This is a genomic window from Rahnella sp. CFA14(1/10) (assembly GCF_004195095.1).
GTDB classification, from domain to species: Bacteria; Pseudomonadota; Gammaproteobacteria; order Enterobacterales; family Enterobacteriaceae; genus Rahnella; species Rahnella perminowiae.
Genome location: NZ_SEWS01000017.1, coordinates 1 through 13,989 on the forward strand (window position 1 = coordinate 1; position 13,989 = coordinate 13,989).

The 13,989-nt window shown below is 52.4% G+C and carries 12 protein-coding genes, 1 tRNA gene and 2 pseudogenes; 9 read left to right on the forward strand and 6 right to left on the reverse strand.

Going from position 1 to position 13,989, the window contains the following annotated elements; translation table 11 throughout:
• Positions 1-124 precede the first annotated feature (124 nt).
• From EVX52_RS24070 to EVX52_RS24080, 3 genes and pseudogenes are all read left to right on the forward strand, one after another.
• Positions 125-742: pseudogene (locus EVX52_RS24070) on the forward strand (IS3 family transposase); the annotation flags it as partial.
• 90 nt (positions 743-832) lie between these two features.
• Positions 833-1,189, forward strand: a complete 357-nt coding sequence (locus tag EVX52_RS24075; protein WP_129992275.1) for a hypothetical protein — start codon at positions 833-835, stop codon at positions 1,187-1,189.
• 101 nt (positions 1,190-1,290) lie between these two features.
• Positions 1,291-1,920: a hypothetical protein gene (locus EVX52_RS24080; RefSeq protein ID WP_129992276.1), complete on the forward strand. Its 630-nt coding sequence runs from the start codon at positions 1,291-1,293 to the stop codon at positions 1,918-1,920.
• Here the strand turns inward: EVX52_RS24080 and EVX52_RS24085 are convergent.
• The 3 genes and pseudogenes from EVX52_RS24085 to EVX52_RS24095 all read right to left on the reverse strand — a co-directional run.
• Positions 1,865-2,287: pseudogene (locus tag EVX52_RS24085) on the reverse strand (tyrosine-type recombinase/integrase); the annotation flags it as partial. The gene EVX52_RS24080 and the pseudogene EVX52_RS24085 overlap by 56 nt on opposite strands.
• A gap of 196 nt (positions 2,288-2,483) precedes the next feature.
• Positions 2,484-2,560: transfer RNA gene (locus EVX52_RS24090), tRNA-Arg, on the reverse strand.
• Between the two features lie 145 nt (positions 2,561-2,705).
• The gene (locus EVX52_RS24095; RefSeq protein ID WP_129955575.1) at positions 2,706-3,617 is read right to left on the reverse strand and encodes an L-lactate dehydrogenase; all 912 of its coding nucleotides are present in this window, start codon (positions 3,615-3,617) and stop codon (positions 2,706-2,708) included.
• A 185-nt stretch (positions 3,618-3,802) separates the two neighbouring features.
• Between EVX52_RS24095 and folD the strand changes: the two genes are divergently transcribed.
• Positions 3,803-4,675, forward strand: a complete 873-nt coding sequence (folD, locus tag EVX52_RS24100; RefSeq protein ID WP_129992277.1) for a bifunctional methylenetetrahydrofolate dehydrogenase/methenyltetrahydrofolate cyclohydrolase FolD — start codon at positions 3,803-3,805, stop codon at positions 4,673-4,675.
• 32 nt (positions 4,676-4,707) lie between these two features.
• Complete coding sequence (ybcJ, locus tag EVX52_RS24105) at positions 4,708-4,926, forward strand: ribosome-associated protein YbcJ (RefSeq protein WP_129955577.1); 219 nt, start codon at positions 4,708-4,710, stop codon at positions 4,924-4,926.
• Between the two features lie 98 nt (positions 4,927-5,024).
• On the opposite strand, the gene EVX52_RS24110 is transcribed toward ybcJ, so the two are convergent.
• Positions 5,025-6,092 (reverse strand): DUF1176 domain-containing protein, encoded by a 1,068-nt coding sequence (locus tag EVX52_RS24110; RefSeq protein WP_129955578.1) that lies wholly within the window; start codon positions 6,090-6,092, stop codon positions 5,025-5,027.
• Positions 6,093-6,346: 254 nt separating this feature from the next.
• Between EVX52_RS24110 and EVX52_RS24115 the strand changes: the two genes are divergently transcribed.
• A complete protein-coding gene (locus EVX52_RS24115) occupies positions 6,347-7,522 on the forward strand; it encodes a hypothetical protein (RefSeq protein ID WP_129992278.1) in 1,176 nt (391 codons plus the stop codon).
• A gap of 55 nt (positions 7,523-7,577) precedes the next feature.
• On the opposite strand, the gene nudK is transcribed toward EVX52_RS24115, so the two are convergent.
• Entirely contained in the window at positions 7,578-8,168 is a 591-nt protein-coding gene (nudK, locus tag EVX52_RS24120) for a GDP-mannose pyrophosphatase NudK (RefSeq protein WP_129955580.1), read from the reverse strand.
• A 72-nt stretch (positions 8,169-8,240) separates the two neighbouring features.
• Positions 8,241-8,531, reverse strand: a complete 291-nt coding sequence (locus tag EVX52_RS24125; RefSeq protein ID WP_129955581.1) for a helix-turn-helix domain-containing protein — start codon at positions 8,529-8,531, stop codon at positions 8,241-8,243.
• A gap of 330 nt (positions 8,532-8,861) precedes the next feature.
• On the opposite strand from EVX52_RS24125, the gene acrD reads away from it, so the two are divergent.
• The 3 genes from acrD (at position 8,862) to dapE (ending at position 13,978) form a co-directional block, all read left to right on the forward strand.
• Positions 8,862-12,017 (forward strand): multidrug efflux RND transporter permease AcrD, encoded by a 3,156-nt coding sequence (gene acrD, locus EVX52_RS24130; protein ID WP_129955582.1) that lies wholly within the window; start codon positions 8,862-8,864, stop codon positions 12,015-12,017.
• A 448-nt stretch (positions 12,018-12,465) separates the two neighbouring features.
• On the forward strand, positions 12,466-12,849 hold the full coding sequence (locus tag EVX52_RS24135) for an ArsC family reductase (RefSeq protein ID WP_129955583.1): 384 nt from the start codon (positions 12,466-12,468) through the stop codon (positions 12,847-12,849).
• A 1-nt stretch (position 12,850) separates the two neighbouring features.
• Positions 12,851-13,978, forward strand: a complete 1,128-nt coding sequence (gene dapE, locus EVX52_RS24140; protein ID WP_129955584.1) for a succinyl-diaminopimelate desuccinylase — start codon at positions 12,851-12,853, stop codon at positions 13,976-13,978.
• Positions 13,979-13,989: the final 11 nt, after the last annotated feature.

Here is a 13,989-nt window from a genome sequence, read left to right on the forward strand (position 1 = left end):
GGGCAATACCCCTGCGGGAATCACATAGGAATGAAGACGACGTCTGGCAACATGTTGTAGCATCTAAAAAATGACTACGAAGACGACAAAGACCCCATCTGATCCAGATATTGACTGATTAGACGACCACAAACGCGTTCACCGGATTTACTGTCTGCTGAAACTGAATTTTCGACGCAAGGGTAAGCAACGTCTTCCGGTGCGCAATCCGGCTCCGCTGGCAACGCCGGAAGCGCTCAATCAGAGCTGGTCTATCGATTTTATGCACGACGCGCTGGTCTGTGGTCGGCGTTTTCGGACCTTCAACGTGGTGGATGATTTTAACCGCGAGGCCCTTGCGATAGAAATCGATCTGAATATTCCTGCGCAACGAATGGTGCGGGTCCTGGACAGGATAGTGGCGAATCGCGGATATCCGCTGAAGATGCGGATGGATAACGGCCCGGAACTGATATCACTGGCTCTGGCGCAATGGGCTGAAGACCATGGCGTGATGCTGGAATTTATCAAGCCGGGTAAGCCAACACAGAACGCGTTTATAGAACGGTTTAACCGAACATACCGGACAGAAATACTGGATTTTTACCTGTTCAGAACACTGAATGAAGTACGAGAAATAACGGAGCGCTGGCTGGCTGAATATAACAACGAGCGGCCTCATGAATCCCTGAACAACCTGACGCCGGAAGAGTACCGGCTGATGGCCGAAAACCCGGAAGTCTCAAAAAGTGCGTGGAACTAAAGCTGGGATACTTACAGTGGGCCTGCGGATCATATTGAATCTCCTGCTTGAACCGCACTTTATCCGTTCTGCGCAGCAAGGAAGCTGATTGTGAAGAAAATCATTACACGTCTGGGAATATTGTTCCTTCTGCTGGCCGTTGCAGTTGCGGTTATCAGTGTGATCCGGCAATTCAGCGTGTTTTCTTCGTTCGCAGATGGCCCGGGCATTTTAATGTCCGTTGTGGTCATCACGCTGATTGTCGCGCTTATTGCCCTGTCATTTACCCTCGTCACCACGTCGGCCAGCTGGCGGGTCCCGGTGCGTCCCAAAGTCGCACCGGCAGGTACAGAATCGGAGCGGCCTGTTCAGCCGTCCATTGATGTTGGCCGGTTGAGATCTGCACTCAGGCATCGCTACGGCCTGCGCTGGAAGCGCAAATTCTCCTGGCTGCTGGTGATGCGCTGATTTGGGTCAGTCATGAGGCGCACTATACCCAGGCGGAGCAGGCAGACACGGTACTTCGCGGTTATAAAATCGTCCGCCATCAGTTGCGCTGGGAGCTGCCGGTGTATCTGCTGGACCGGCGTGAACTGAGCTGGCCGCAGCCTGAACGTGCGGTAAAGCTGATCGGTGTATTGGAGCACAAAAGGCTGACGCCGGCGTCTTTATCGTCTTCCGTGGAGTCCCTGCTCCCGGAGCTGCGCGCACAGGGCATGGCACAAATCAGTGAAAATATGCGTCACACGTTTTTGCTGCAACTGGTCAGTGATTTACAAGCCCGCCTGTCCGGTTGGGCAGATGCATTCAAACCGCTGCTCAGTGGCTATTTTCAGCTGCCGCTGTACGGCGTGGTGTTTTCACCGGCATTGGTGTTTCAGGCGTACAGCCCGCATGAGCGCGCGGATTCTCCGGTCTGGCGGGAGTTGTCTGCGGGTATTCATCGCCGCGCCGGTCGTCCGGTTGGGATGACGGTGCGTACCGTTACGCAGTGGTGTGCCGACACCGCGATACTGATTTTTGCGGTCGGTACGATAGTGTCCGGCGTCAGCAATTACCGACTGGTGACCGGCAGTGCGGAGCAGGTTCAGCAGGCAAAAATCTCCCCCTCGCCTGCCGTCTTGTCTTCACTGCGACAGAGGGTGCAATCGGGCGCTTACCGATATCCGGGAATATATCATTTTCAAACGCTTCCATAATGTCTTCAGCGTAACCCTTCGACCAGTTAGGGCGTTTGTACTCATGCCATTCCAGAGCGATCGCTTTGAAAGTATTTTCCACTGTAGCTTTGCGAGCTTGTTTCTCAACCTTTTTCTGTTCACTGGGGTCGATAGCGTTAGCAACTTGCCGCTTAGCTTCATCTCTCCGCTGCCTGGCTTCAGATAAAGAAATCTCAGGATAGATACCCAACGCCAACATCTTTTGTTTACCGTCAAAACGGTACTGTAAGCGCCAGTATTTAGATCCATTAGGATGAACCATTAAATGCATTCCTTCGCCATCGGTAATCTTGTAAGGCTTATCCGTGGGCTTTGCACTTCTTACCTTTACATCGGTTAAGGCCATTTGAGGCCCTCCGTTGCTGGCTGTTGGTACAGGATTTCATTGAACGGGGATATACCATCACATATACCAACAGATACTACTTGATGCAGGTAAATGTAGGTAGACTCAGAGAGAATTTCGACGCGCCAAAATTAGCCAACACACTTGAATTTAAGGCATAAAAAAAGACGTCGGTTGACGTCTGTTTACTTCGAAATGGTACGCCCTACAGGGCTCGAACCTGTGACCTACGGCTTAGAAGGCCGTTGCTCTATCCAACTGAGCTAAGGGCGCATTGCTTGTCCCTTTCGGGAGCGTTGCGGGTTCGGATTATACGGGCAGACCGGGATGAGTCAATGGCTTTCGAACTCACTGCTTAATGCCTGAGCAATTTGCAGATATTCCCGGCTGTCTTGCAAGGTTATGTACACGGTATCGGCTATTTGTCGGATTTCAGCGCGGCAGCTATCACACGGGCGGAAGCATGATAAGCCACGCTTTCGTAAGCGGTCAGTTCCGGCAGCAGTGTTTGTACAATGCCCTTTTTGCCAATGACGGCTGGCTGACCAATATAAACGCCCAGTTTTTCATCCAGGGCAGAAACCGGATACACGCTATGGGCGTCAGACAAAATGGCATTCACCAGTCTGGCAGTGGCTGTAGCAATGCCAAAACTTGTCCACCCCTTCCCCTGCAGGATTTCCCAACCTCCGCCCCGTACAGCATCGTTCATTTTTACCCAGTCGACGTCACGGTCGCCTGCCAGTTCAGCCACCGGGCGTCCGCCGAGGGTGACGGTACTCCAGGCCACAAACTGTGATTCTCCGTGTTCGCCCATCACATAACCGGTGACACTTTTCGGATCAAAGCCAAAAAATTCGCCCACGACACGTTTCATGCGCGCGGTATCAAGCGAGGTGCCGGTGCCGAAGACCTGTGCGTCAGGGAATCCGCTGGTCTGCTGAATAATCTGCGTAATAACATCACACGGGTTGGTGATGTTGACGATCACACCGCCAAAGCCGCTGGCAATCACGCGGGGGATCACTTCGCGCACGGCGGCGCGGGTCTCAGCGAGTTCTTCCAGGCGGTCTTCACGCAGCAATGTTTTCGGTCCAACGGCAATCACCAGGACATCGGCGTCATGCAGCTCGCTATAATCATTGGCAATAACCTGTACGCGTGAGGTCGTCAGCGACGCCATGTCGCGCAACTCCAGCGCCTGACTGGCTGCTTTAGGTTCGTTTTCGTCGAGCAAAACTATTACGTCACACAAACCCTGCGTGACCAACGAGAATGCAACGTCAGCACCCACATGACCGGCACCGATGATCCCCACTTTGCGTGTCATTTGTTCCTTTCCTTATGATTTAAAAAGAGCCAGCTCTAAAATAGACACTTTTTCCGCCCCTGTCTCAGGTTAAATTTTCAGCCGTGAATAACAACTTATTCGCATTCAACGCCTGACAGCGTCCGCCGCTTCTGACAAAATAGACTTATCCCCCTGCATTTATTAATTGATGGATTTACTCCCTGATGGCAGCAAAGATTATTGATGGTAAAACGATTGCGCAGCAAGTCAGAAGCGAAGTTGCGGCGCGTGTTCAACAACGACTGGCTGAAGGAAAACGCGCCCCAGGTCTGGCTGTCGTGCTGGTCGGTGAAAACCCGGCATCACAGATTTATGTCGCCAGCAAACGTCGTTCTTGTGAAGAAGTCGGGTTTATCTCCCGTTCTTATGATCTCCCTGCCACCACCACCGAAGGTGAGTTGCTGGAACTGATCGAAAAACTCAATAACGACAGTGCCATCGACGGCATTTTGGTTCAGCTTCCCCTGCCTGCCGGTATCGATAACATTAAAGTGCTGGAGCGTATCCACCCGGATAAAGATGTCGATGGCTTCCATCCGTATAATGTCGGTCGTTTGTGTCAGCGTGCACCGACGCTGCGCCCATGTACACCGCGCGGCATTGTGACGCTGCTGGAGCGTTACGGTATTGATACCTTCGGGCTGAACGCTGTTGTTATCGGTGCTTCCAATATTGTGGGCCGTCCGATGAGCATGGAATTACTGCTGGCCGGTTGCACCACGACCGTCACGCACCGTTTCACCCGGAATTTGCGCCACCATGTTGAGAATGCCGATCTGATGATTGTCGCTGTGGGTAAACCGGGCTTTATTCCCGGCGAATGGATTAAACCAGGCGCGATTGTCATTGATGTCGGTATTAACCGTCTGGAAAGTGGTAAAGTTGTCGGCGATGTGGAATATGATGCCGCCGCTGAGCGTGCTTCCTTTATCACACCGGTGCCGGGCGGCGTAGGCCCGATGACGGTCGCGACGCTGATTCAAAATACCTTGCAGGCATGCGAGGAATATCACGATATCAGTGCCAGTAAGCCTTAAACCATTTGCATTACACAAAAAGTCAGGAATACATGGAAACTTTCTTTCTCGAAAAACACCCGCACGTTGAACTGTGCGATCTGCTCAAATTTATGGGCTGGTGTGACAGCGGCGGTACGGCGAAAGCAGTGATTGCCGAAGGCCAGGTTAAGGTCAACGGTAAAGTCGAAACCCGTAAACGCTGCAAAATCGTTGCTGATATGAATGTTGAGTTCGCCAGCAATAAAGTCGTTGTGAAAGCATCCGCATAATCTTTCCTGCGACGTTGCAACGTAAAAGAAAATGCCCTGGAAGCGAAAGCTCACAGGGCATTTTTCATTGACAGGCTGAGCACAAGCCCGGGCATCCGTTACGGCTGCGTCACCCACAATACCGGCCATTCTCCACCACGGCTATAACCATCGCAGCTGGGCTCAGAGGCAAAAGCCGCCAACCGGAACTGTTTGCCATCAAACACCCAGCGCGAAGAGACGCCACAATCACCGATGCCTCGTCCTTTATCGTAGGTCGAGAGCATACCGGTTTTCGGGTCGAAATCAGCGTTGATAAGCTCCGGCGACTCATCATCCTCACCCAGTTTAAACGGCATATTCAGCGTCAGATTTTCCATTTTATAAGGCGCCTGTCGCGAAACCAGGAAACCCAGCGCATACAGGTTGTATGCCCCCATATCGCAGTTGACGGTCATCAGGGCTTTATCGTTGCTCAAAGCGAAAATATGCACTTCACGTTCGGAAGGGTCGAGACTGCAATCGTTATTTTCAATGGTGGTCGCGGCATTTTGTGTAATGGCTGAAATCTCGGTTTCAGATAACGCATGCGGTTCGCTGAAACGCGCAATGACCGGCGTGGCCGGGATCGGCGGCACACTGCTGGCAGGTTTTGCACCCCGGCTAACCCAGGCGGTTTTGGTGCCGACACGGCCTTGTTGCGCATCAATCGCCAGCAGCGCGGCTTTTATGCCTTTGAGGGAGATTACCGGCCTGACAGGCTGAGCCGGATCGGCTTTTACTGCCAGCTGAATGCTACTGCCTTCGCGGACAGTGGCGATAAAATCATTCACCACCAGACGGTTAGTGGTGGAAAGATGTTTTGTACTGACATCCCATTCGCGGTGATTAAAACTCAGCGTTTTGCCGTTCATCTGCAAATGGTTAGCAACCGGCACATCCGCCGTCTGCTCATCACTGTTACGCTGATAATCAATACTGACGGAGGATTTTCCTTCCGGTCCGGCTTCGCGGGTGATTTTCATGACCAGCTCCTGCCCGTCCTGCGAATTGCGCGCGACACAGTGATTCAGGTTGTCACAGCTGACCTGCCAGTCGTTATAAATAGCCTGCAACGGCTCAGCCTGCACACTAAAAGCCAGTATTGTGGCCAGCAGGCATAAAGGGGCGGTTATCCATTTACACATTATGAGTTTCAGCTCTGTTCGAAATTATCTTTCTGATAATAGCGTAACCCCCGGCAAGACTCTGCCACCAATTCAGCATTTTTTATTCGGATTTAGAAAGAGATACTCTGCCAGCAGGGTGTGCGGCAGACAATAATTTTTCATGACAGGCAAGAAGCCGTAATGGTGACGCAGGGAAACTTTCAGTACACTGGCTGAGCCAAAAACAAACAATAATGGCGAAAGGATGAAGATCATTTCTCTGGGAGATACGGATGAAGTTATTGGTTTTGATGATAACGCTGTTATCACTGCCTGCGCTGGCTGAAGAGCCGCCGGTGGTGTACGCCGGCACACTGGGTAGCACCAGTATTGTTGTCGAACTCGATTTAAATAAACCTGACGAAGTCACCGGCCGGTATTTCTATCAAAAATACCGGCTGGATCTGCCGCTGAACGGGGTGCTGGATGGTCAGGAACTAAAATTACAGGAAGGCCTGGATGATTTCGACGATACGCCGCGTCCTGAACTGACGCTGACCAAAGATGAAAACGGTGGCTGGCAAGGCAACTGGACTAACCCGCAGGGCAAAAATATGCCGGTTAAGCTTCAGCCTGCGCAGTTACCGGCAGCAGCCACTGACGACGGCTATCTCAGTTCTTTGTTCCACACCGATCCATATGAGTATTTGCGTTTATCCGCGCTGCAACTGAAAGCCGGTAAAAATGAAAACTTTATGGGTTATCAGCTGCAATGGTGGACTGAGCCACAGTCGAAAATCAGCTTCTTTGAGATTGTCTCCGGCTATCCGGAAGCCAGTTTACCGGCCATTAACCAGAAGCTACGCGCCCGTTTATGGCAGGAAGTCAGCGGCTGGCATGCCTGTATGCTGGGTGCCAGTCGTTTTGGTCAGGGTGAATATCAGCAGACAGTGACGCCTGAATACATGAGCGACCAGGTCGTCAGTATCAGCGTGTTTACTTCTTATGATTGCGGTGGCGCGCATCCTGATTTTGGCGAGGCACCGATCAACCTGAACGCAAAAACTGCAGAAACACTGACGCTGGAAGATGTGGTCTGGGTGGGCGATGGTGCACCATTCCACTATCTGAATGCTGAAGATCGCGCCCTCACCGGTAAGAACGATGTGGATTTCGATACCTTCGCCCAGTACCGCGATAAAAAATGGGCACCGTGGCTGGTAAAACAGCTGGCAGTGGCCTATCCGCAACAAATGAAAAAACCGACAGAAGAAAGCGAAGACGATTGCGATTACTCAGACCCGTCGGTCTGGCAGTTCCCGGCCTGGTATTTCACGCCAAAAGGGCTGTATTTTGATCCGACCTTTGCCCGCGTTATGCGTTCGTGCGAAGGCCCTGAATGGTCAGTTTTGCCGTGGTCTGCCATGAAAGGTCACGCAGGCAGTACCGTGATAAACATGGAGCACTGAAACAACAAAGGCACCTGCGGGTGCCTTTGGCGTTAATGCATTTCGCCGGTCTTCTTTACGCCAGCCAGCCCTGAATCTGCGCATATTGCAGCAACATGATGGTTTTACCATCTTTGATGCGCCCGTCTTTGATCATCGCCAGTGCCTCGGTAAAGGGCACCTCCAGCACATCAATGTCCTCGTCTTCCACACCACCACCGGCGTTCTGACGCTGCGACTCATCATATTCCGCCGCAAAAAAATGTACGATTTCTGTCACGCTGCCCGGCGACATATAGGCTTCAAAAAGTTTATCTACCTTGCCCACCGCAAAACCGGTTTCTTCGATGGCTTCTTTACGGATGCAATCTTCCGGCGAGTCGTTGTCGAGCAAACCGGCGCAGGTTTCCAGCAGCATACCGGTCGGGTTGCCATTGACGTAGGTCGGCATACGGAACTGTCTGATCAGCAGGACGGTTTTCTTAGGACGATTATAGAGCAGAATCGTCGCGCCATTACCCCGGTCATACACTTCGCGGGATTGCGGCTGGCGTTCGCCATTACGCTTGATTAGATCATAGGTATATTTGCGAAGAACATACCAGTTATCAGACAGTAACTGGTTCCGGACGTTTTCGATTCTGGATGAATTGTCATCAGATGACATAAAGCGTGCCTCCGCTCAGAGGGGGTGAGAGAAGCCAGACATCATAGCGATATTACACCGCGCCCGCCAGATTCAGCCGTGCTCAATTGCATTAAGCAATTGTTCACGATGGCGTTCAATCCACTTTGCATCCAGTGGCCCCCAGCCTGAAAGCTGATAATACCCGTCATTGTTGCGTACACCTTGTTGCACAAACTCCAGCTCAACGCCCATGCCCGGCAACGCTTTCAGAACGTCCTGCAAAGTGCGGCGTGGCCAGCCGGTGATTTCCATCAGTTTCGGTACGTTCGGTTTTTGCTCAGTGTCCAGCAACCAGCAAAGGTAGAGACGACGGGCGAAAACCGAATTTAACATCAAACTCATCTGAACGGCTCCGGTATGGACATAAGAATGGGGGCTAAAAAAAGCGGGCAGTCAAAGCGTAGCCGCTTTTAGCGAATCTGTCTGCGAGATAACCCTGTGTGCGGGGAGGTTTTTTTTACATTATCTCCTTTATTTCTCCACGTTTTATACGTGATGAGAAGGTAAAGTGCACTGATGTAGCACTACACTCTAACACTTGCTCAGTCCCGCCGGGACGGTACCGCCTCTGAGAAGATGACGCTCAGGGGATTTTTTTGTCAGATTACTGACATTGTGTTTGTTTGCTGATGTTAGTCACTCACGCCAGAGTGACAACGAGGTTTCTGAAGCATGGCTAACTTTTTTATCGATCGCCCAATCTTTGCCTGGGTTTTAGCGATCATCATTTCTTTATCCGGCGCACTCGCTATCTATTTTCTGCCGGTTGAGCAGTATCCCGATCTGGCTCCGCCAAACGTCAGGATTTCTGCAACCTATCCCGGTGCATCAGCACAAACATTAGAAAACACTGTTACTCAGATTATTGAACAAAACATGACCGGCCTCGATAATCTGATGTACATGTCTTCACAGAGTAGTAACGACGGTAAATCGCAGATTACCCTGAGTTTTACTGCCGGAACCGATCCGAATGAAGCGCTGCAACAGGTACAAAATCAACTGCAACAGGCGCTTAAACGTCTGCCACAGGATGTTCAGACGCAAGGGGTGACGGTATCAAAAACCGGTGATACCAACCTGATGATGGTGGCGTTTGTATCCACAGACGGCAGTATGGATAAACAGGATATTGCCGATTATGTGGCTTCCAATATTCAGGATCCGCTGAGCCGCGTGCCCGGCGTCGGCAGCATCGATGCTTACGGCTCACAGTATGCGATGCGTATCTGGCTGGATCCGGATAAACTCAATAATTACCAGCTGACCACTGCCGATGTGGTCACCGCCATCAAAGCGCAAAACAGTCAGGTCGCCGTGGGCCAGCTCGGCGGCGCGCCTTCGGTAGATTTTCAGGCGCTGAATGCCACCATTAATGCCCAGGCGCAGTTACAGACGCCGGAGCAGTTCCGTCAGATCACGCTCAAAGTAAACCAGGACGGCTCACAGGTTAAACTTGGCGACGTCTCAACTGTCGGTCTTGGTGCGGAAAACTATGCCCTGCTCAGCCGGTATAACGGGCAGGCTGCGTCCGGTATGGGCGTGAAACTGGCGTCCGGTGCCAACGAACTGCAAACGGACAAAGCCGTTCGTGCACGTCTTGATGAGCTCTCTCACTATTTTCCGCACGGGCTGAAAGCCGAAATTGCCTACGAAACCACGCCATTTGTTAAAGCGGCAATCACGGACGTCGTGAAAACGCTGTTTGAAGCTATCGTGCTGGTGTTTTTGGTGATGTATTTATTCCTGCAAAACTTCCGCGCTACGTTGATCCCGACGATTGCCGTGCCGGTGGTTTTACTGGGGACTTTCGCCGTACTGCATCAGTTCGGCTACAGCATAAATACCCTGACGATGTTCGCGATGGTGCTCGCCATCGGCTTGCTGGTAGATGACGCCATCGTGGTGGTGGAAAACGTAGAGCGCGTAATGAGCGAGGAAGGCCTCAGTCCCCGAGAGGCGACGCGAAAATCGATGGGGCAAATTCAGAGTGCGCTGGTCGGGATTACGATGGTGCTGTCAGCGGTATTCGTGCCGATGGCGTTCTTCGGCGGAACCACCGGCGCGATTTATCGCCAATTCTCCATCACGATTGTCTCGGCGATGGTACTGTCAGTCTTTGTCGCCCTGACACTGACACCGGCGCTATGTTCGACCATTCTTAAACCCGTCACGCAGGGGCATCACCACGGCAAACGCGGCTTCTTCGGCTGGTTTAACCGGATGTTTGACCGCAACGCCCGTCGCTATGAGAACGGCGTGGCACGGGTGCTGCGTAACAGCCTGCGTTACATGCTCGGTTATGCCGCACTGGTCGCGGTGCTGGCGGTCATGTTTATCAAATTACCCACGTCGTTTCTGCCACTGGAAGACCGCGGGGTATTCACCGTGCAGATTCAGTTGCCGCCGGGTTCGACGTTGCAGCAAACCCAAACAGTCGTGGAAAAGGTCGAAAAGTATTTTCTGACTGAAGATAAGAAAGACGTACTGTCGGTGTTCTCGACCATAGGTGCAGGGCCGGGTGGTAACGGGCAGAACGTCGCACGTATGTTTGTGCGCCTGACGCCATGGGATGAACGTACCGGCACAGATGACTCTTCCTTTGCCCTGATTGAACGGGCAACCAAAGCGTTTAACAAGATTACTGAAGCCCGTGTTATCGCCAGCAGCCCGCCTGCCATCAATGGTCTCGGCAGCGCGACCGGCTTTGATATGGAATTACAAGATCACGCCGGGCTGGGCCACGACGCGCTGATGGCGGCACGTGATCAGTTACTGGCGATGACCGCTAAAGACAGCAATCTGACCCGTGTGCGTCACAACGGTCTGGATGACAGTCCGCAGTTGCAGATCGATATCGATCAGGTGAAAGCGCAGGCTCTGGGTGTGGCAATTACGGATATCAACAGCACGCTGAGCACCGCGTGGGGCTCAACGTACGTCAATGACTTCGTTGATCGTGGCCGCGTGAAGAAAGTCTATGTGCAGGCCGCAGCAAAATACCGCATGTTGCCGGATGATATCGATCGCTGGTATGTGCGAAACTCGGCCGGAACCATGGTGCCCTTCTCCGCTTTTGCGACGTCAAAATGGCTGACCGGTTCGCCACGTCTGGAACGTTATAATGGCTATTCCGCGCTGGAAATTGTGGGCGAACCGGCAGCGGGTATCAGCAGTGGTACCGCCATGGATGATATGGAAAAACTGGTAGCAAAATTGCCGGTCGGGATTGGCCTTGAATGGACCGGACTGTCATATCAGGAAAGGCTGTCAGGCTCACAGGCACCGGCGCTGTATGCGATTTCCCTGCTGGTGGTATTCTTGTGTCTGGCCGCGTTGTATGAGAGCTGGTCAATTCCGTTCTCCGTCATGCTGGTGGTGCCGCTCGGGGTACTGGGGGCGGTCATTGCCACCTGGCTGCGCGGGCTGGAAAACGATGTCTATTTCCAGGTCGGGATGCTGACTATCATTGGTTTGTCGGCGAAGAACGCGATTCTGATTGTCGAATTTGCCAATGATCTGAATGTCCGCGGGAAGGCATTACTGGAGGCCACCCTGGAAGCCGCAAGAATGCGTCTGCGTCCGATTCTGATGACCTCGCTGGCGTTTGTTTTCGGTGTTTTGCCAATGGCAACCAGCATGGGTGCCGGTTCAGGCAGCCAGCACGCGGTCGGTACTGGCGTGATCGGCGGGATGATTTCCGCAACGATTCTGGCCATTTTCTTCGTGCCGCTGTTCTTCGTCCTGATCCGCCGCCGGTTTCCCGGGAAAATCGTGCATCCGGTGATTGCTGATATCGTTGAGACTGTGCCCGCAGAACATAAATAACGGTGCTGGATAACGGACAACAAAAAAGGCGTTAATAGAGATTAACGCCTTTTTTATTAATGATTTACTGGCTGTGAGAATCGTCGATAAATCGGACGTAATGATCTTCCTGAACAAACGTTTTTTATAATGACGTGCTGCACTGAGAATAAATCTTTTCTTTGCTTTAACGGTAACGATGTGGGGCAATTACGCTTTCAACATACGGTCGATAAAGTCTTTCCAGTGACCTAACTCTTGTTCTAACATTTTACTCCCCTTGATTGGACGAACGCATTATACGTCTATTTTTTAACCATGCAAAAACTCCATCATTATTTTTTAAGCGCGATCACAATCCCGCCCCGTCTGGATCCTGCCGACGTTTTGCCTCATTATGTGTTCTATCCTTACGCCCGTTTTTATGCGGGTGAAAAGTTCTTATTTTACTGACAGGTTACGTTTTTCTATGGCAACGACTTCTGCTCCAACCTCTTTTATTCTCTACGGCATAAAAAATTGCGATACCGTCAAAAAAGCCCGACGCTGGCTGGAAGAAAACGGGGTTGACTATCAGTTTCATGATTACCGTGTCGAAGGACTGGATGGTGCGTTGTTGCAAAACCTGCTGGATAAACAGGGCTGGGAAGCCATGCTTAATACCCGCGGGACAACCTGGCGTAAGCTCGATGAAACGACACGCGCCGCCTGCAATAACGAAGCCAGCGCCAAAGCCGTGATGCTGGAACAACCTGCGGTAATCAAACGCCCATTTTTACTGGCCGCAGAGGGTCAGTCCCTGCTGGGATTCAAACCAGAAATCTATCAGCAATTCCTCGCACAGGTGAAGTAACATGAGTTGTCCGGTTCTCGATTTAGCCCAACAGTTAATCCGCCGCCCTTCCCTCAGCCCGGATGATGCCGGTTGTCAGGAGATTATGATTGCCCGCCTCAGGGCCATTGGTTTTCACATTGAACCGATGCATTTCGGCGATACCCTGAACTTCTGGGCAACGCGGGGAGAAGGTAAAACGCTGGCATTTGCCGGACATACCGATGTCGTCCCGACCGGCGATCACAAACTCTGGGTCACCGGCCCGTTTGAGCCCACGCTGCGCGACGGCATGTTGTATGGTCGCGGTGCGGCAGATATGAAAGGTTCCCTGGCGGCGATGGTGGTGGCAGCGGAGCGTTTTGTCGCCGCCAATCCCCACCATCAGGGGCGTCTGGCTTTTCTCATTACTTCTGATGAAGAGGCCAGCGCCGTTAACGGCACCGTGAAAGTAGTGAATGCGTTAATGGCGCGCAATGAACGCCTTGATTACTGTCTGGTAGGTGAGCCTTCCAGTACCACGCGCGTCGGCGATATCGTGAAAAATGGCCGCCGTGGTTCCATGACTGCCAATCTGCATGTGCATGGCGTTCAGGGACACGTCGCGTATCCGCATCTGGCAGATAATCCGGTGCACCGCGCCATGCCGGCACTGAACGAACTGGTCGCTACCGTGTGGGATAACGGCAACGAATTCTTCCCGCCGACCAGCATGCAAATCGCCAATATCAACGCGGGCACCGGCAGCAACAACGTCATTCCGGGCGAACTGTATGTGCAGTTCAACTTCCGGTTCAGCACCGAGCTGACCGATGACATTATCAAACAGCGCGTGGCAGAACTGCTGGACCGGCATAACCTGCAATACACCCTGAACTGGGTGGTTTCCGGCCAGCCCTTCCTGACATCACGCGGTGCGCTGGTGGATGCGGTGGTCAATGCGGTGCGTCATTACAGCGAAATCACGCCGGAACTGCAAACTACCGGCGGTACTTCAGACGGGCGTTTTATCGCACTGATGGGGGCGCAGGTGGTCGAACTCGGGCCGGTCAACGCCACTATCCACAAGATCAATGAATGCGTCCATGCCGCCGATCTGCAGGTGCTCAGCCGCATGTATCAGCGCATCATGGAACAGTTAGTCGCATGATCGATCACGAG

What these genes read in the sequence shown, in the direction of transcription:
- EVX52_RS24110 (WP_129955578.1), bottom strand. Translation starts at nt 6,092, where the DNA reads ATGTGTAAATGGATAACCGCCCCTTTATGCCTGCTGGCCACAATACTG.
- folD (WP_129992277.1), top strand. Translation starts at nt 3,803, where the DNA reads ATGGCAGCAAAGATTATTGATGGTAAAACGATTGCGCAGCAAGTCAGA.
- nudK (WP_129955580.1), bottom strand. Translation starts at nt 8,168, where the DNA reads ATGTCATCTGATGACAATTCATCCAGAATCGAAAACGTCCGGAACCAG.
- EVX52_RS24135 (WP_129955583.1), top strand. Translation starts at nt 12,466, where the DNA reads ATGGCAACGACTTCTGCTCCAACCTCTTTTATTCTCTACGGCATAAAA.
- EVX52_RS24115 (WP_129992278.1), top strand. Translation starts at nt 6,347, where the DNA reads ATGAAGTTATTGGTTTTGATGATAACGCTGTTATCACTGCCTGCGCTG.
- EVX52_RS24095 (WP_129955575.1), bottom strand. Translation starts at nt 3,617, where the DNA reads ATGACACGCAAAGTGGGGATCATCGGTGCCGGTCATGTGGGTGCTGAC.
- EVX52_RS24125 (WP_129955581.1), bottom strand. Translation starts at nt 8,531, where the DNA reads ATGAGTTTGATGTTAAATTCGGTTTTCGCCCGTCGTCTCTACCTTTGC.
- dapE (WP_129955584.1), top strand. Translation starts at nt 12,851, where the DNA reads ATGAGTTGTCCGGTTCTCGATTTAGCCCAACAGTTAATCCGCCGCCCT.
- acrD (WP_129955582.1), top strand. Translation starts at nt 8,862, where the DNA reads ATGGCTAACTTTTTTATCGATCGCCCAATCTTTGCCTGGGTTTTAGCG.
- ybcJ (WP_129955577.1), top strand. Translation starts at nt 4,708, where the DNA reads ATGGAAACTTTCTTTCTCGAAAAACACCCGCACGTTGAACTGTGCGAT.